Annotated in this window: 16 protein-coding genes; 8 read left to right on the top strand and 8 right to left on the bottom strand. The window is 69.7% G+C overall.

The genetic code is table 11. The features are described 5' to 3' along the window. Positions 1–188 precede the first annotated feature (188 nt). Both AB0C75_RS23160 and AB0C75_RS23155 read left to right on the top strand, forming a co-directional pair. Positions 189–878, top strand: coding sequence for a metal-dependent hydrolase (locus AB0C75_RS23160; protein WP_362893587.1), 690 nt, complete (start codon positions 189–191; stop codon positions 876–878). Further along, a complete protein-coding gene (locus AB0C75_RS23155; RefSeq protein ID WP_362893586.1) occupies positions 878–1,453 on the top strand; it encodes an XRE family transcriptional regulator in 576 nt (191 codons plus the stop codon). The genes AB0C75_RS23160 and AB0C75_RS23155 overlap by 1 nt, the downstream gene beginning before the upstream one ends. Before the next feature lie 57 nt (positions 1,454–1,510). On the opposite strand, the gene AB0C75_RS23150 is transcribed toward AB0C75_RS23155, so the two are convergent. Then, positions 1,511–4,336: an AAA family ATPase gene (locus tag AB0C75_RS23150; protein ID WP_362893585.1), complete on the bottom strand. Its 2,826-nt coding sequence runs from the start codon at positions 4,334–4,336 to the stop codon at positions 1,511–1,513. Between the two features lie 213 nt (positions 4,337–4,549). On the opposite strand from AB0C75_RS23150, the gene AB0C75_RS23145 reads away from it, so the two are divergent. Next, positions 4,550–5,464: an MBL fold metallo-hydrolase gene (locus AB0C75_RS23145; RefSeq protein WP_362893600.1), complete on the top strand. Its 915-nt coding sequence runs from the start codon at positions 4,550–4,552 to the stop codon at positions 5,462–5,464. A 90-nt stretch (positions 5,465–5,554) separates the two neighbouring features. After that, positions 5,555–7,048, top strand: a complete 1,494-nt coding sequence (locus AB0C75_RS23140) for a carboxylesterase family protein (protein WP_362893584.1) — start codon at positions 5,555–5,557, stop codon at positions 7,046–7,048. Between the two features lie 124 nt (positions 7,049–7,172). On the opposite strand, the gene AB0C75_RS23135 is transcribed toward AB0C75_RS23140, so the two are convergent. Continuing rightward, on the bottom strand, positions 7,173–7,745 hold the full coding sequence (locus tag AB0C75_RS23135; RefSeq protein WP_362893583.1) for a TetR-like C-terminal domain-containing protein: 573 nt from the start codon (positions 7,743–7,745) through the stop codon (positions 7,173–7,175). A gap of 185 nt (positions 7,746–7,930) precedes the next feature. Between AB0C75_RS23135 and AB0C75_RS23130 the strand changes: the two genes are divergently transcribed. Further along, a complete protein-coding gene (locus AB0C75_RS23130) occupies positions 7,931–9,103 on the top strand; it encodes an MFS transporter (protein WP_362893582.1) in 1,173 nt (390 codons plus the stop codon). Between the two features lie 213 nt (positions 9,104–9,316). Continuing rightward, complete coding sequence (locus AB0C75_RS23125) at positions 9,317–10,018, top strand: alpha/beta hydrolase (protein WP_362893581.1); 702 nt, start codon at positions 9,317–9,319, stop codon at positions 10,016–10,018. A 321-nt stretch (positions 10,019–10,339) separates the two neighbouring features. Here the strand turns inward: AB0C75_RS23125 and AB0C75_RS23120 are convergent, their stop codons facing one another. Genes AB0C75_RS23120 through AB0C75_RS23105 form a run of 4 tightly spaced genes read right to left on the bottom strand, consistent with a single transcriptional unit; the run spans position 10,340 to position 12,260 of the window. Then, positions 10,340–10,708 (bottom strand): hypothetical protein, encoded by a 369-nt coding sequence (locus AB0C75_RS23120; protein ID WP_362893580.1) that lies wholly within the window; start codon positions 10,706–10,708, stop codon positions 10,340–10,342. A 2-nt stretch (positions 10,709–10,710) separates the two neighbouring features. Next, on the bottom strand, positions 10,711–11,178 hold the full coding sequence (locus AB0C75_RS23115; RefSeq protein WP_362893579.1) for a DUF2269 family protein: 468 nt from the start codon (positions 11,176–11,178) through the stop codon (positions 10,711–10,713). Further along, positions 11,175–11,510 carry a hypothetical protein gene (locus tag AB0C75_RS23110; protein ID WP_362893578.1) on the bottom strand — a complete coding sequence of 112 codons (336 nt, stop codon included), beginning with the start codon at positions 11,508–11,510 and terminating at the stop codon, positions 11,175–11,177. Before AB0C75_RS23110 ends, AB0C75_RS23115 begins: the two co-directional genes overlap by 4 nt. A 60-nt stretch (positions 11,511–11,570) precedes the next feature. After that, complete coding sequence (locus tag AB0C75_RS23105; protein WP_362893577.1) at positions 11,571–12,260, bottom strand: DJ-1/PfpI family protein; 690 nt, start codon at positions 12,258–12,260, stop codon at positions 11,571–11,573. Positions 12,261–12,470: 210 nt separating this feature from the next. Between AB0C75_RS23105 and AB0C75_RS23100 the strand changes: the two genes are divergently transcribed. Together AB0C75_RS23100 and AB0C75_RS23095 are read left to right on the top strand one after the other, a co-directional pair. Further along, the gene (locus AB0C75_RS23100) at positions 12,471–13,409 is read left to right on the top strand and encodes a helix-turn-helix domain-containing protein (protein WP_362893576.1); all 939 of its coding nucleotides are present in this window, start codon (positions 12,471–12,473) and stop codon (positions 13,407–13,409) included. Positions 13,410–13,810: 401 nt separating this feature from the next. Next, positions 13,811–14,125 carry a hypothetical protein gene (locus tag AB0C75_RS23095; RefSeq protein WP_362893575.1) on the top strand — a complete coding sequence of 105 codons (315 nt, stop codon included), beginning with the start codon at positions 13,811–13,813 and terminating at the stop codon, positions 14,123–14,125. 135 nt (positions 14,126–14,260) lie between these two features. Here AB0C75_RS23095 and AB0C75_RS23090 read toward each other — a convergent pair whose 3' ends face one another. After that, on the bottom strand, positions 14,261–15,118 hold the full coding sequence (locus tag AB0C75_RS23090; protein ID WP_362893574.1) for an oxidoreductase: 858 nt from the start codon (positions 15,116–15,118) through the stop codon (positions 14,261–14,263). Beyond that, complete coding sequence (locus tag AB0C75_RS23085; protein WP_362893599.1) at positions 15,115–15,336, bottom strand: Atu4866 domain-containing protein; 222 nt, start codon at positions 15,334–15,336, stop codon at positions 15,115–15,117. Before AB0C75_RS23085 ends, AB0C75_RS23090 begins: the two co-directional genes overlap by 4 nt. Positions 15,337–15,499 lie beyond the last annotated feature (163 nt).

The raw sequence follows: 15,499 nt of genomic DNA, 5'->3' as shown, positions 1-15,499 counted from the left end.
TGGTCGTGGTCGGCCAGGACACCCGGTCCGCGGGCACGCCCGTCCCGACAGCAGCCGACGCCCGCCCAGGGGTCCTGGAACGGGCGGCCGACTTCGCTCTGCCGACCACTCGATCACAGACTCCTACCGATAGGCAGGCTGGCTCGTTCGTTATACTGAACAAATCGTCTTGTGAAATGGAGTCTGGTATGCAGGTCAGCACGTATCTCGGGGACACCTACCAGGAACACGTCGACACGCAGGTGCTCGCCGTGGGGAGCAGGGACGGCGCGCCGTGGGTAGCGGTCGAGGACTGCCTGTTCCACCCTCAGGGTGGTGGCCAGCCCGCGGACCGGGGCTGGCTGGACGGGAGCGAGGTCGTTCCGGTACGGGATCACGAGTCCGGACTGATCGTGGCTCGGGCACCGGAGGGAACCTCGCTGCCGGTCTTCACCGAGGGGCAGCCGGTGAAGGCCCGGATCGACCTGACGGCGCGTACGACCCATGCGGCACTGCACACGGCCGGGCACCTGATCGAGGCAGCGGGCCGGGCCCAGGGGTGGACCTGCGTGGCGAGCAACCACTTCCCCGGTCAGGCGCGGATCGAGTTCACCGCGGACCAGGCGGATGCCCGGCAGGCCGACCCGCAGGGCCGGGAGGAGCTGACCGCCGCCCTGCGCGAGACGGTCGCCGCGGCCATTGCCGAAGACCTTCCTGTCACCGCGGAGCAGGACGAGCAGGGGCAGCGCACCGTGCACCTGGGCACCCTGCACACCGCGCCCTGCGGTGGGACCCATGTGCGCAGCCTCGCGGACCTCGCGGAGGTGACGCTGCCGACGCTGAAGGTCAAGAAGGGCCGTATCCGCGTCTCGTACACCGCCTCGCACAGGCCCCTGTGATGGCAGGAGCACCGGGCGACCGGCGGCCCGCCAGCAGCACCGCGGCCGCCGTGGGGGCGCAGATCAGGCGACGCCGTGAGCAGAGGGGCATGAGCGGTTCGGAGCTGGCCAGGCGCGCGGGTCTGAGCAAGGCGACGCTGTCGCAGCTGGAGGCCGGAAAGGGCAACCCCACGATCGAGACGCTCGACGCGCTCGCGGTCGCGCTGCGGATCCCGCTGACCGACCTGCTGACCCGGGACACCGGCCCCGGCCCGGTACTCGTACCCGGTACCACCGCGGTGGAGGGAGAGGTCGGACGGGAACTGCTGCGCAGGATCAGCAGCGGCAACAGTCTGGAGATCTGGCGACTGCGCATGCCCCCGAACACCGAACTGAACGGCGTCCCGCACGCGACAGGCACCGTTGAGCACCTTCTCGTCGCCTCAGGCCATGTCACCGCCGGCCCCGCCGACACCCCCCGGAATCTGAGCGCGGGTGATCTGCTGGCCTTCGCCGGGGACGCCCCCCACATCTATCGCACCGGCACCGATCCCGCCGACATCGCGGTCGTCATCGCCTCGCCCATCATCAACTGACCGTCAGGACGCCCTCCCTCATGGGATGTGGCCGGGATACGCGCCATCAGCCGCCCTTCACGACAGGGCCTCGCGCTCACAACCGTCCTCGACGAGGTCGCGTAGCTGGGCGCGGGCGGTGATGCCCAGCTTGGGGAAGCTGCGGTAGAGGTGCGAGCCGACCGTGCGCGGGGAGAGGAAGAGCTTCTCGCCGATCTCGCGGTTGGTCAGTCCGCGGGCGGCGAACCGGATGATCTGCTGCTGTTGCGGGGAGAGTTCGGCGAGCGCGTCCGGGGTGGAGTACGTGATGTCGAGGCCGGCGGCGCGCGCTTCGGTCCTGGCCCGCTCGATCCACGGGCGGGCGCCCAGACGTCGAAAGGCCTCCAACGCCTCGGTGAGCGGTGCTCTGGCCTCGGCGACACGCCGACGGCGACGCAGCCACTCCGCGAGGTCCAACCGGGCCTGGGCGCGTTCGAAGGGCCAGTGCTCCAGCGCCGGATCGGCCAGGGCCGCGCGGAAGTGCGGCTCAGCGTCCTCGGGTTCGGCCAGCAGACCACGGGCCCGCTCGATCAGTGCGCGCAGCCGGGGCGAGGCGTTGCCGCCGAGGGAGCGTGCGGAGCGCTCCACGATCGTGGCGGCCTCCTCATGGTGGCCGCCGCGCACGGCTGCGGCCGCCAGATCCGCGAGGGCCGGGTACGAAACGTGGTAGTGCACGGGCGCGCCATCCGGTGTGAAGACTGCGCGGAGTTGGCGGTACGCCACCTCGTATGCGCCTTCCGCGAGGGCCGCGGCGCCCAATGCACGGCGGGCGTAGACCGTTACCGAACGGCTCTCCAACGGGTCGATCAACGAGAGCGCCTCCTCGGCGCGGGCGCGGGCCGAGGAAACGTCCCCCTGATAGGCGAGCACGGTGGCGTCCACGGCGGCCGCACATGCCACCACGTGGTCGAGACCGGCCCTGGAACCGAGCGCGCCGCTGCGGACGCAGGCTTCCCTCGCCCGCCCCCACCGGCCTTGTTCCACATAGCTCCAGGCGGCCGCGCCGCTGAGCCCGTCCGGCAGCGGCCCCCTCATCCCCCAGCGGTCGAAGGCTTCGTCGAAGGCGCGGACGGCGTCCGGGGTCTCGTCCAGCAGCCAGGCCGTGATCGCGTACGCCACGAGCCGGCCGGGATGGCGTCGTGCCTCGGTGGCGGCCCGCGGGAGCAGCGGGAGCAGTTCGGCTCTGTGGCCGAAGGGGTCGGACACGGCCCGTACCCAGGCGCGCGGCCATGGCTGTGACGCATCGTCCGGGAGGTGCTCCAGGACCGCCTCGACGCGGCGGCGCTGGACATCGTCTCCGGAGTAGAAGCGGACGACGGCGGCGCCGGCCAGGAAGTCCAGCGCGGTGGCAGGCTGCGCGGACGCCAACTCCTCGGCGGCGTCAGCCAGTCGGGAGAAAACCACGGAGTGGCGCACGGTCAGTGCTGCCAGCCGTCCGACCTGTGCGGCGACCTCGGTGAGGAACGAGGTGTCCTCGGTACGCGCGCGTACTGCGACGGCCAGTTCCTCGGCCCAGGAGAGATCACCGGTGAGTACAGCCTGCGCGGCGGCTTCGACCAGCAGCCGGGCACTGTCCTCGCGCAGGGGTACGAGCTCCGCGGCGCGTTGCAGGGCCTCGGCCGCTGCCGCGTGGCCACCGCGGCGGCGGGCCCGGCCGGCGGTCCGCTCGAGTTCCGCCGCTACGTCCGCCTCCGGACGTACGGCTGCGGCGGCGCGGTGCCAGGCGCGCCGGTCCGGCTCGTCGCGCAGGAGCTCGGCGAGGGCGAGGTGGGCCTCCCGACGGGCGTCGACGGGTGCGGCGTGATAGACGGCGGACCGGGCCAGCGGGTGGCTGAAGCGGAGTCCCTGGCCGGCACTTCGGACCAGCCCGGCCTCTACCGCGGGCGCCCATACGCCGTCCTGGGGGCTGGGCAGCACGCCCGGCACGGCGATCGTGGAATCGACGGTGTCCATGGCGGCCAGGAGCAGCAGGGGTCGCGTGGTCGAGGCCGGCAGTCGGTTCAGGCGGGCCTCGAAGATCCGCTCCAAGCGATCCGTAAGGGGCAGCGGACCCGCGGAAGGCGATCCCGCGGACGGCGATCCCGCGGGCGCTTCGTGTGCGGTGACCGCCCTGGTCAGTTCGGTCAGCGCCAACGGGTTGCCGTCGGCCTCGTCGAGGATTCGAGTCCTCATCCGTGCGGTCGGGCGCCGCGGCTGGAGGTCCAGCAGCCGGGAGGCCGCGGCCTCGTCGAGCGGTCCCAGAGTGAGCGTCGGCACCTGGTGGTCGAACCCCGGCAGGTGATCGCCGGCGCGGGCCGCGATCAGCATCGTGACCGGTTCGTCGGCCAGCCGTCGGGCCACGAAGGACAACGCGTCCAGGGAGGAACGGTCGAACCACTGCGCATCGTCCAACACCACGACCACAGCCCGTCGGTCCGCCACGGCCGAGAGCAGGCCCAGCACAGCGACGCCGATCAGCATCAGGTCCGCTTCCTCCGCTGCGGCGGGCCCCGTGCCGAAGGCGCTGTGCAGAGCGGCGCGTTGCCTCTCCGGCAGCCCGTCCGTCTCGGCCCGTACCGGCCGCAGCAACTGGTGCAGGGCGGAGAACGCCAGGCGCGACTCCGACTCACTGCCTCCTGCTCGCAGTACGCGGGCGCCGCTCGCCTCGGCCCGCCGCACCACCCCGTCCAGCAGCGTGCTCTTCCCTGTGCCCACGTCGCCGAGCAGCAGCAGGGCCCGGTCGGGTGATGCCGCGTCCAGGGTCCGAAGCAGGTGTGCCAGCTCGGTGGCCCGGCCGACGATCGGCCTTTCGCCGTCCGGCCCCGGCCCCGGCGCCGGCTCCACTCCCGTGACCGCGCCGATTCCGCCGCCTGTGTGCTCGTCCACGGAGTCTCCAGAGAATTGTGGCCGTCGAGCGGGAGCTCTGCGTCTCGCCGACCCCCCAGGCTACAAGCGGCCAGGTCCGGCATCCGGTCCGCTCGCGGACCGGTGCAGTCACATGACGGATACCGCGCGCACGGGGCCGCTCGTATCTTTCCGGAGAGGCCTCCGAATTCTTGAGCAAGCCCCATGGAACAGATCGAGATGGAAAAGATGACGATGGAACAGATCGAGCTCGGCAACATCACCATCACCCGAATCCGCGAATACTACGGTTCCGTCGAAATGACGCCCGACACCTTCTTCCCTGACAGCCCGAAGGGAGTGTGGGAAGAAGGCGCTGACTGGCTTGCTCCGCATTTCCTGGACTCCGGGTCCAATACCGTGAAATCCGCGATCCAGACGTGGCTGCTGCGCAGCGAGGGCAGGACCATTCTCGTCGACACCGGCGTCGGCAATCACAAGGAGCGTCCGTACTCGCCGGTCTGGAGCCACCTGAAAACTGACTTCCTGGCCAATCTCGCGCGCGCCGGAGTCCAGCCGGATGACGTGGACATCGTGATCAACACGCATCTCCACGTCGATCACGTCGGCTGGAACACCCGTCTGGAAGGGCGGAGGTGGGTTCCGACCTTTCCCAACGCCACGTATCTGATGCCGAAGGACGACTTCGATTTCTGGAATCCCGCGAACGGACACAAGCCGCTGCTCGGTCGCGGCAACCAGAATGTCTTCGAGGACAGTGTGGCCCCGGTGCACCAGGCCGGCCGGACGCTGCTGTGGGAGAAAAGCCACCGGATCGACGCGGGCCTACGTCTGGACACGGCTCCGGGTCACACTCCCGGTTCCTCCGTGCTGACTCTCACTTCGGGGACGGACCGCGCGGTGTTCGTCGGCGACATGCTGCACAGCCCTGTGCAGATCCTCGAACCGGACGCCAACAGCTGCTTCTGCGAGGACCCTGCGGGCGCCCGCGCCACCCGTCGCAAGGTCCTGGGGTGGGCGGCGGACAACAACGCCCTTGTCATCCCCGCGCACCTGGGCGGCCACGGCGCCGCCGAAGTGGTACGCGGTGGCAGCGGCTTCGCCGTCAAGGGCTGGGCCCCCTTCGCCTCGTACACCGAGCAGGACTGAACACCGAGCGGACTCCCGACACCGGGCAGACTCCGAACACCGAGCAGGGTCGAACACCGAGCAGGGCCGAGGCCCGCGGAAGGCAGCACCATGAACCACCATCTCGACCCCGTCGTGACCACCGCGCAGGGCACCGTCCGGGGTCTGCGCAAGGGCGACGGCACCACCACCTTCCTGAACATCCCCTACGCCGCCCCACCCCTCCTCACCGCCCGGTTCGCCCCGCCGCAGCCACACGAGCCCTGGCACGGCCTACGGGACGCCACCGTGCCGGGCCCCACCGCACCCCAGTCCGAGCGTGCGCTCGGAAGCGTGGACATGTCCCCGTACTTCGGCACCGGCTGGAGCCGTGGGGAGGACTACCTCACGGTCAATGTCTGGACGCCCGAGGGCGCCGGCGGCGACACGCCCGTCATGGTCTTCGTCCACGGCGGCGGATTCGTCGCCGGATCGACACGCTCGCCTCTGTACGAGGGCTCCGCCTTCGCCCGTGACGGCGTGGTCCTCGTCACCCTCAACTACCGCCTCGGCATCGCCGGGTTCCTCGACCTACCCGGCGCCCCGGCCAACCGCGGCCTGCTCGACGTGGTCGCCGCTCTGCACTGGGTCCAGGAGAACATCGCCGCGTTCGGCGGTGACCCGCACAACGTCACCCTCTTCGGGCAGTCGGCCGGGGCGACCGTGGTCGGCGGTGTCCTCGCCACCCCGGAAGCCACGGGCCTCTTCCGGCGGGCGATCATCCAGAGCGGAAGCGGTCTCGGCGCGTTCACGACCGAACAGGCCGCCCGCGTCACCGCTGCGGCGGCCGAGGCCCTGGGCATCGAGCCCCATGCCGACGCCTTCGCGAACATCCCGGACGAACGCCTGGTCGAGGCCGCCTCCCGGCTCGCCGGTATCGACCTGCGGACCGGAACACACCACGATCCGCTGATCGGCCTCAGCCCCTTCAGTCTGGTCCTGGACACCCAGCCCGCCGACTCCGTGGCCGCAGGCACCGGCGCCGGTATCGACCTGCTCATCGGAACCAACACCGAGGAGGGAAACCTCTACCTGGTCCCCGTGGACAAGTACGCCACCTCGACCGCCGGCGACGTCGCCGACACGGCGGCGCGCTCGCACCCCGACCCGGCACAGCTCGTCGAGACCTACCGCAAGTCGCGCCCCTACGCGTCCTTCGGCGAGATCCGCTCCGCCATCATGGGCGACGCGCTGTTCGGCGCGGGCAGCCGCGCCCTGGCCGACACGCACGCCGCCCACCCCGAATCTGCCACCTTCGCCTACGAGTTCGCCTGGCGCTCGACAGCCCTGGACGGAGAGCTCGGCGCCACCCATGCGGTGGAACTCCCCTTCGTCTTCGACCTCGCCCGGCTCTCCCAGCTGCAGGGGGCGAGCGCCCTGCTCGGTCCCGGCGAGCCCCCCGCGGAGCTCGCCACCCGCATGCACGAGACCTGGATCCGCTTCGCCACCAACGGCGACCCCGGCTGGGACCCGTACGACACCGAGCGCCACGCCACGATGCACATCGACACCGAATGGACCCAGCTCGACAACCCCCGCGGCCAGGAACTAGGGGCCTGGACCTGACCCGGCCTGCCCGGCCCGTCGTCATCCTCGTCCGGCTCCGACACGTCCGGGTCGCACGCATGGACCGCCGGCGAACACCGGGCCGGCCGGACTCGGGACAGTCCCAGCGCCGCTGCGGTCGTTGTCAGTCCGGCAGCAGGTGTGTCACGAGGGCGCGTGCCCATTCGAGGGTCAGTGCCTGGCTGGTGAAGACGGCCCGGTAGTAGAGGGGGCCGAGCAGGGCGTCCACGGCGCGTTCGACGGTCGGGGTCCGACCACCTCGGGCCTGTTCCCGTTCAAGCATGGCCTGGAGCTGTTGTCGGCGCTCTCCGGTGCATGCGTCGGCGCCCTGCTCCCCGGCTGCGCCGATGGTGGCCCGTACCAGCGGAAGGGTGTCCGGATCGTTGAGGTCCTTGACGACGTCGGACACATACCGTTCCAGGTCCCCGCGGAGACTTCCGGTGTCCGGCACCACGATGTTGCCGGAGAAACGGCTGGTCGCGACGTCGGTGAGGAGTTCACCCACGGAGCCCCAACGGCGGTAGACCGTAGTGGCGTGCACGCCCGCCCGAGCGGCTACGACCGGGATCGTCAGCAGTTCGTCGGCCTGATCGGTGAGCAGTTCCTCGACGGCTCGGTGGACGGCCGCACGGATTCGGGCGGAGCGGCCACCGGGCCGGCTGCCGGAGCGGGGTGGGAGGGAGGCCGAAGTGGACATGGGACCAGTATCGCATTGATCACTGCATTATAAGTGCAGTGATCAATGCGTTTGTGTTAGCTTGAAGCCACTAACGCATAGATCACTGCGAGGCCCGCATGCCTGCTGAATCCGCCGTTACCGCTACCGGCACTCCCTCCGCCGTCGGCCCGCACCGCGCGCCGTGGAGAGGCGCTTTCCCCAGCGTGGCCGCCATCGCCGTCCTCTTCCTGGCTGCTTCCAGCGCACCGTCCCCGCTCTACGTGATCTATCAGCAGCGATGGCACTTCACGGCGTTGGCGCTGACCGTCGTCTTCGCCCTCTACGTGGTCGGGCTGCTGGGCTCGCTGCTCGTCGTCGGAGCGCTGTCCGACCATCTCGGACGCCGACCGGTGCTCGCCGCGGCGATCGGACTTGAGATGGTCTCGCTCGTCCTGTTCTTCGCCGCCGGGGACGTGTTCGTCCTGTCCGCCGCCCGAGTTCTGCAAGGCATCGCGACCGGGGCGGCGGTCACCACCCTGAGCGCCACCCTGGCCGATCTCGAACCGGCACATGCCCGCGGGCGCGCAGGTGTCGTGACCTCGGTGACCCCCATGGCCGGACTCGCCCTCGGCGCCCTCGGCAGCGGTGTGTTGGTGGAGTTCGGCCCCGCCCCGACCCGGCTGGTCTACGCCCTGCTGTTCGGCGCGATGACGCTGGCCGGGGCCTTTGTCACCTTCATGCCGGAGACGTCGCCGCGCCGGCCGGGAGCCGTCGCCTCCCTGCGCCCACAGGTCGCGGTGCCCGCGCACCTGCGCGCGGACATCGTCCCGCTGGTACCGGTGATGATCGCCGGCTGGGCCCTGGCCGGGCTGTACCTCTCGCTCGGCCCGTCCGTCGCGGCCCAGTTGTTCGGAGTGCAGAGCCATCTGGTCGGGGGCGGCGTCGTGACGCTCCTGGTGGGCAGCGGTGCGGTCGCGGTCTACCTGCTCCGCTCCCGTTCCGCGCCCTCGCTGCTGGCCCCCGCGTCCGGGGTGCTCGGGCTCGGCATCCTCACATCGCTTGTCGGAGTGACGCAGGACCTCGTCTGGCTCTCCGCTGCCGGCACCGTCGTCGCGGGTCTCGGCTTCGGCGCGTCGGTGCTGGCGACGTTCGGCACCTTCGCCCGGATCGCCGAGCCGCACGAGCGCAGCGCGGTCTTCACCTCGGCGAACATCATCGGCTATCTGGGAAACAGCGTGCCCGCGGTACTCGGAGGAATCGCCGTCACCGCCCTGGGTCTGAGGACCGCCGCAGAGATCTTCGCACTCACGATCATGGTGATCATCGTTACCGCCCTTGCCCTGCGCCTGAACCAGGTACGGGCGGAGCGCCGTGCCGCCATGGCCCCGGGTAGGTGAGTCGCCGGCCGGCGGCAGAGGATCCGGCGATCGCCGTTTCGGTCCCCCCATCTCCCCCTCCCCTCTCTCCCATCGATCAAGACCGCATCACCGAATGCGGAAGAAGGAGACACTGTGGCGACCGCAAGCAGGACCAGGAACAACCTTGAGGTTCGACGATCGGACGACACAACGATCCGGTACACGGCCAGCGGTCCGGCGGGAGGGCCGACCTTGGCTCTCATCCACGGCTGGGCATCCAACCGCAATGACTTCGACGCGGTGACCGACCATCTGCCTGAGAACTGTCGAGTCCTGGCGATCGACCTCGCCGAGCATGGCGAGTCGCGGTCGGCGCGGGATGCCTGGACCATGGAAGAGTTCGCGCGCGACGTGGTGGCGGTGCTGGAGGCCGAGTCGGTCAACACGTGCGTCGTAGCCGGGCACTCCCTCGGTGGGGCGGTCGCCGTCGAAGTCGGCCGACTGCTCCCTGGCACGGTCTCGCATGTGGTCGCACTCGACGCGCTGCACTATCTGTCTCTTTTCCCCGCACTGAGCGAGGAGCAGACCGACGCGGCGCTGCGCGTACTCCGAGAGGACTTCTCAGCAGGGGTGCGGGGCCTCGTCGAGGCAGGTTCGCCGCCAGGGACCGACACGGCTCTCAAGGATGCGTACTTCGAAAAGATGATCTCCGTGCGGCAGCCCGCGGGCCTGCGTTCCATCGAGGGTCTGGTGCACTGGGACATGGACGCGGCGCTGCGCCCGACAGTGCAGCCGATCACCGTGTTCGCGATACGTGACCTGCTGACGCAGGAAGCGGTCGACCGCTACGGAGACCGCTTCGACATCGTGCCCGTCGAGCTGGGCGGCCACAACTTCCCGATGGAGGCCCCCGAAGCCACGGCGAAGCTTCTGGTCACAGTGGGTACCGAGTAGGGACGAGCGTGGCCCGGGGCCCTGCACGACTTCCGACGGCAGTTGGTGATCAATCCAGCCAGGAATGCTGACGGAAACGACGGCGCTGCCGTTCGCTGCCCGCGTCGCAGGCTGTTCGCTGTGACGAGCGGCAGGAACTCTGGGACCGTATCGCCGCCCACTACCACCCGAGCGACTCGGCGGACACCGAAGCCGACGGTCAGGTGATCAGCTCGGGCGGCACGCCACACCGCTACGTGTGGCCGTCCGAGATGGATGTCATGGCCAAAATGGCGGGAATCGGCCTCGTCAACCGGTACGCGGACCGGGACCGATCGCCGTTCACCGGTGAGAGCCCTTCCAGCGTGTCCGTCTGGCGAAAGCCACACTGTTCATCGGCGCAGGAACAGACCTTCTGCCCTGTTGATGCCGGCTGGGGTCCTCGGGGTGTTGGTCGTCGGCGCCAGGAAGGTTGGGCCGCCGCAGTACGAGGAGGCCGCCGATGCCGGGAATGACGGCTACGGCCCTGGTGGCGGTCGTGGCCGACGTCAGGCGCCAGGTCGCGATCACCACGAACAGGTAGGCGCAGCCATGGGTGGGGCCCATCAAGGAGGAGATGGGCTTCAGATGGGCGGTGGCGAGGTTGGCCAGCATGACGGCCAACGAGGTCAGCTCGACGTGCGCCGCGATGCGCAGAGGGCGAGGGTGCACGGTCACGCTCCTGTGGTGGAGCCGGGGCGGACGATCATCAGAACGGTCACGGTTGCCCACAGGAGGTTGAAGACGCCGGTGAGCACGGCGAGTCGGGCAGCGGAGTGGACGGCGGAGCCGGGGCCGGGGGTCTGTACGGCGGTGAGGGCGTTGTCCTGGGCGGGAAGGATCAGCAGGCCCAGGATGGCGGCCGCTGCGGTGGTCAGGACGATCGAGGTGATCAGCCATCCGCTGCCGAGGACGCCAAGGCCGCTGGCCGTGGCGAACCCGAAGACGGGAACCGCGATGCCGATGCCTGCGTAGACGCGGCAGATGCGGTGCAAGGTGCGCGGGCCCGCGAGCGCCTCGCTGTCATCTTGTGCGCTGTGAGCGCGACGCAACGCCTTGGGAAACATGCTCGCGGCGACCGTGACCGGTCCTACGGCCAGTACCGCCGCCAGGACGTGCAGGGAGAGCAGAAGTTTCGTCATGCCCGGTGTTCCCCGTGTTCCCCGACCGCCGGGACAGCACGGCGTCGGCCGGTGACCTTCGATGCCGGAAGGCGTCCGGCCTTGGACGTGCCGGTCAGGGTGTCGCCGTCGACCGTCACCGCGAAGGCCAGGTTCAGGCGCAGGGGCTTGGTGACGACCTGTTTCCAGGTGAGCCGGTCACCGTCGAGGGTGATGTCGCTGAGTGGGACGTTCTCTCCTGCCCCGCGGGCTGCCCCGGTCAGGACACCGGTCTGTCGGGCAAGTTCGATCACGGCTTCGATCCTGCCTATGGGGGTGGAGATGGACAGGTCCCAGACGCCTTCTGCGGCCATGGTGCTGTTCTTCCTTACGGAATGAGGGGGTGCGGTTGGAGGTGCGGGCGGAATGCGTGGTCAGAGGCCGGCGGGCACGGGGCCCTCGTGACACCAGACTGTGCCGCGGCGCTCATGGGCGAACAGCTCTTCGACAGCGTGGGCGATCCGGGGGCCGACCATGCGCTCCAGCAGGTACAGGCCCAGGTCGAGGCCGGAAGTGACGCCGGCCGCGGTGATGAGGTCTCCGTCGTCGACGACGCGGGCGTTCACCGCGTGGACGCCGGTGGCATCGAGCATGTCCAGGCCCATGTGGTGGGTGGTGGCGTAACGGCCCTCCAGCAGCCCGGCCATGGCCAGGACGAGAGAGCCGCCGCACACCGCGCTGAGCGTCACCTCGGGGTTGTCCCTCGCCGACTTCAGCAGGGTGGGCAGCTCGGTCGCCAGCGCGCGTCCCAGCAGTACGGGGATGAACTCGTCCCTCTGCCGTTCCCCGGCTCCCGCATCGTGGTCGGGGACCTCCCCGGGCTCTCCCACGCGTCCCGAGGCGCCGGGGACCATGATCAGGTCCGCGCGTGCGGGGTCCAGGGCAGCAGTGGCACGCAGCACCAGGCCCCCGGTGCCGCTGACCACGTCACACGGCCCTTCCGCGGAGACCAGCTCCACAGTCACGCCGCCGCCGGAGGCGGTGCCGCCGGCGTACAGCACTTCGTACGGGGCGATGACGTCGAGCGGATCGAAGCCGTCGAACAGGACGATCTGGGCATGCATGCAGAAGTTCCTTCGCGGACGGTGGACATCCGGCCCATGCCGGGCTCGCCTCCGACGCTAGCCTCGCACCGACCGACCCCCCAGCGGCATTAGTGACAACCTCCAACGGAATATCGCCAAGCTCGTCGCCAAGGCCCTGAACTGCCCAGACAGCAAAACTCACGGCCTGTGACCAGGGCCGTGGCCACTGAGGGCAGGTACCTTCTGGCCATGCACACCATTGCCCTGCTCGCCCTGGACCGGGTGATCCCTTTCGACCTGTCCACCCCGATCGAGGTCTTCTCCCGCACCCGCCTCCCGGACGGGCGCCCCGGCTACCAGATCCGCGTCTGCGCCCAACGGCCGGAGATCGACGCCGGCACCTTCACCATGCGCGCGCCCTGGGGACTTGACGGGCTCAAGGGCGCGGACACGATCATCGTTCCCGGTACCGCCGACCCCGCCGCTCCGCTCGATCCCGCCGTCAGCGACGCTCTGCGCACCGCCGCCGCGAACGGCACACGCATCGCCTCCATCTGCTCGGGCACCTTCACTCTGGCCGCCGGCGGGCTCCTGGTCGGCCTGCGCGCCGCGACCCACTGGGTCGCGGCCGACCTCCTCGCCGCCGCCCACCCGGACATCGAGGTGGACCCGGACGTCCTGTACGTCGACAACGGCCAGATCCTCACCTCCGCCGGCGCCGCCGCAGGCCTGGACCTGTGCCTGCACATGATCCGCCGTGACTACGGCTCAGCCGTCGCAGCCGATGCCGCCCGGCTGTCCGTCATGCCCCTGGAACGCGAGGGCGGACAAGCACAGTTCATCGTCCACCATCACGCGCCCGCCCCTCAGGGATCGGTACTCGAGCCGCTGCTGGCCTGGTTGCAGGACAACCTGGGCTCCGATCTCGCGCTCGCCGATATCGCCGCTCAGGGCGGAACGAGCACCCGGACCCTGATACGGCGCTTCCGCGAACAGACCGGCACCACCCCGCTCCAGTGGCTCCACCGCGCACGCATCCGCCAGGCCCAGCATCTCCTGGAGACCACGCACCATTCCGTCGAACGCATCGGCACCCAGGTCGGATTCGGCTCGCCGACCGCTTTCCGTGAGCGGTTCAAGAAGACCACCGGCGTCAGCCCCCACGCCTACCGCCGCGCCTTCAGCTGAGCCTGCCCGCACCACCACCTTCGACCACCCTGTCGAGGCGGCCGAGGACGTCGTGACCCTGCCGCGTACGACTGCGAACCGGGCCGCCCCCGCGGCAGCGAACGCCGAGCTGCTGCGCGGCCACTGATTCCTGTCAGGTCCACTCGGCCGGCCGGCGCACTGTCTTCCGCCCCGCCATGCGAGAGGGCGATTGCTGCTCTTGCGCCACTGCTGTTGTCCGCAGCGCAGCACCACATCACCCAGCAGCGTGACATATGGCTGGATTCATACTTATGTCCTCCCTTCCAGCCCTAGATCGTAGGGAGTACGCCACCGGTGGGAAGACTGGGCCGTGTAGCGCTATGGAAGCCACACGCACCCGTGGCGGCTCATGTGCCGGCACGGTCTGGAAGGACAGCGAAATGAAGACACCGCGCATCCGACGCATCCTCGGCTTCAGCGCCGTAGCGTTCACCCTGGCTCTGACCATGATCACTTCGGCGAACGCTGCCGAAACGACGCCTGCCACGAAGGCGGCTGATCCCTGCGGCAATCACACTCACCAGGTGTTGGACACGCAGTACCGATTCTGGCGAAACTGCATCACGACCAGCGAAAAGATCAACATCGACAAAATCCTCTGGCCTGATGAGAAGATCTGCGTGGAAGCGGGATCGGATACTCCTCTTGGCCCGACCAATGCCGTCCGTGGAGCGTCCAGGGTCGGTGATTGCTGACCCTGTCGTCCCACCCTCACCACGAAACCTCCCGACGTCACGGCTCGCGCCGCCTGTGTCAGGCCCGCCGCATCCGCATCGCCTTGCGCTTGGTCCTGCTCGTCAATGCCGCGCTCGGTGTCGCACCGTACTGACCTACGGCGCGTCGTCGGCGGGGGTGTAGTCGGTGGAGAGGGTGAGGTCTTCCCAGGTATCGAGTTCGCGGTCGATCGCGTCACGTCCGGCTCGTACCAGGCGCAGAGCGTCCGCCCCCAGGACGAGGTGGGCCGGCGGGTTCGGTTCGTCGAGGATACGCAGGAGGGCGGCAGCCGCCTTGGCGGGATTGCCGAGCTGTTGGCCGCTGGCGGTCTGCCGGGCGGCGCGGATGGGTTCGAACAGCTCGTCGTAGTCGGGGATGGTCCGCGGTGCGCGGACCATGGAGCGGCCCGCCCAGTCGGTGCGGAAGGAGCCGGGCTCGATGGCGGTGACATGGATGCCGAAGCCGGAGACTTCCTTGCCGACGGCTTCGAGAATGCCTTCCAGCGCGTACTTGCTGCCGCAGTAAGCGGAGACGCCGGGGAAGGAGGCCAGGCCACCCATGGAGGTGACGGCCAGGATGTGCCCGCGGCGCCGTTCGCGCATGTAGGGCAGGACGGCTTGGACGGTGGCCGCGGCGCCGAAGACGTTGACGTCGAACTGGGCGCGCAGCTCAGGCAGGGGCGTCTCTTCGAAGGTGCCTTCCAGGCCGTACCCGGCGTTCGCGATCAGTACGTCGACGGGGCCGACGGTCTTCTCCACCTCACGGGTAACGGCGAGGACAGCAACGTCATCGGTGACGTCGAGGAGGCGGGCGTGAGCGCGCTCCGGGTGGAGAGCGGTGAACGCTTCCGCGTCGGCTTCCTTGCGGACGGTGCCGACGACCGTGTGCCCGGCGTCCAGTGCGGCGGCGGCGAAGGCACGGCCCAGGCCGCTGCTGACGCCGGTGACGAGAAGGATCTTGGCGGTGGGTGTCATGCCTGGCTCTCCTTGTACAGGACGAGGTGCTCGTGGAGGAGCACGCCGTCGCGGATGTCGCCGGTGGCGGTGAAGCCGGTGTCGTCGACGTACTCGAGGTGGCTGCCCGTCACGGTGTAGCGGCCGGTGTAGGCGCTGCGGCGGTTGCCACGCGCCTCGTCGTAACGCCCGTCGCGCAGCAGTTCCTGCCGGATGTGTCCGTCCGCGGTCACCCACATCCCGACCACGTCCACGTCGACATCCGCGTCTCCGGTCCCGCGCTCCGCAGATTCCTGCGGCGGCCTCGACTGGTTGTTCCTCACCAGGTGCTCCTTCTCGTCTCGCTGTGCTGATCACCAGCGTGGACGCCCGTGGAGGAGGGAGCCAGGACGAGCCGTGCCT

It is taken from the genome of Streptomyces sp. NPDC048565, assembly GCF_040650935.1.
Lineage (GTDB): Bacteria > Actinomycetota > Actinomycetes > Streptomycetales > Streptomycetaceae > Streptomyces.
This window is presented reverse-complemented; position numbering and strand designations above follow the sequence as displayed.

What these genes read in the sequence shown, in the direction of transcription:
- AB0C75_RS23160 (WP_362893587.1), top strand. Translation starts at nt 189, where the DNA reads ATGCAGGTCAGCACGTATCTCGGGGACACCTACCAGGAACACGTCGAC.
- AB0C75_RS23155 (WP_362893586.1), top strand. Translation starts at nt 878, where the DNA reads ATGGCAGGAGCACCGGGCGACCGGCGGCCCGCCAGCAGCACCGCGGCC.
- AB0C75_RS23145 (WP_362893600.1), top strand. Translation starts at nt 4,550, where the DNA reads ATGGAACAGATCGAGCTCGGCAACATCACCATCACCCGAATCCGCGAA.
- AB0C75_RS23140 (WP_362893584.1), top strand. Translation starts at nt 5,555, where the DNA reads ATGAACCACCATCTCGACCCCGTCGTGACCACCGCGCAGGGCACCGTC.
- AB0C75_RS23135 (WP_362893583.1), bottom strand. Translation starts at nt 7,745, where the DNA reads ATGTCCACTTCGGCCTCCCTCCCACCCCGCTCCGGCAGCCGGCCCGGT.
- AB0C75_RS23115 (WP_362893579.1), bottom strand. Translation starts at nt 11,178, where the DNA reads ATGACGAAACTTCTGCTCTCCCTGCACGTCCTGGCGGCGGTACTGGCC.
- AB0C75_RS23110 (WP_362893578.1), bottom strand. Translation starts at nt 11,510, where the DNA reads ATGGCCGCAGAAGGCGTCTGGGACCTGTCCATCTCCACCCCCATAGGC.
- AB0C75_RS23105 (WP_362893577.1), bottom strand. Translation starts at nt 12,260, where the DNA reads ATGCATGCCCAGATCGTCCTGTTCGACGGCTTCGATCCGCTCGACGTC.
- AB0C75_RS23100 (WP_362893576.1), top strand. Translation starts at nt 12,471, where the DNA reads ATGCACACCATTGCCCTGCTCGCCCTGGACCGGGTGATCCCTTTCGAC.
- AB0C75_RS23095 (WP_362893575.1), top strand. Translation starts at nt 13,811, where the DNA reads ATGAAGACACCGCGCATCCGACGCATCCTCGGCTTCAGCGCCGTAGCG.
- AB0C75_RS23090 (WP_362893574.1), bottom strand. Translation starts at nt 15,118, where the DNA reads ATGACACCCACCGCCAAGATCCTTCTCGTCACCGGCGTCAGCAGCGGC.
- AB0C75_RS23085 (WP_362893599.1), bottom strand. Translation starts at nt 15,336, where the DNA reads ATGTGGGTGACCGCGGACGGACACATCCGGCAGGAACTGCTGCGCGAC.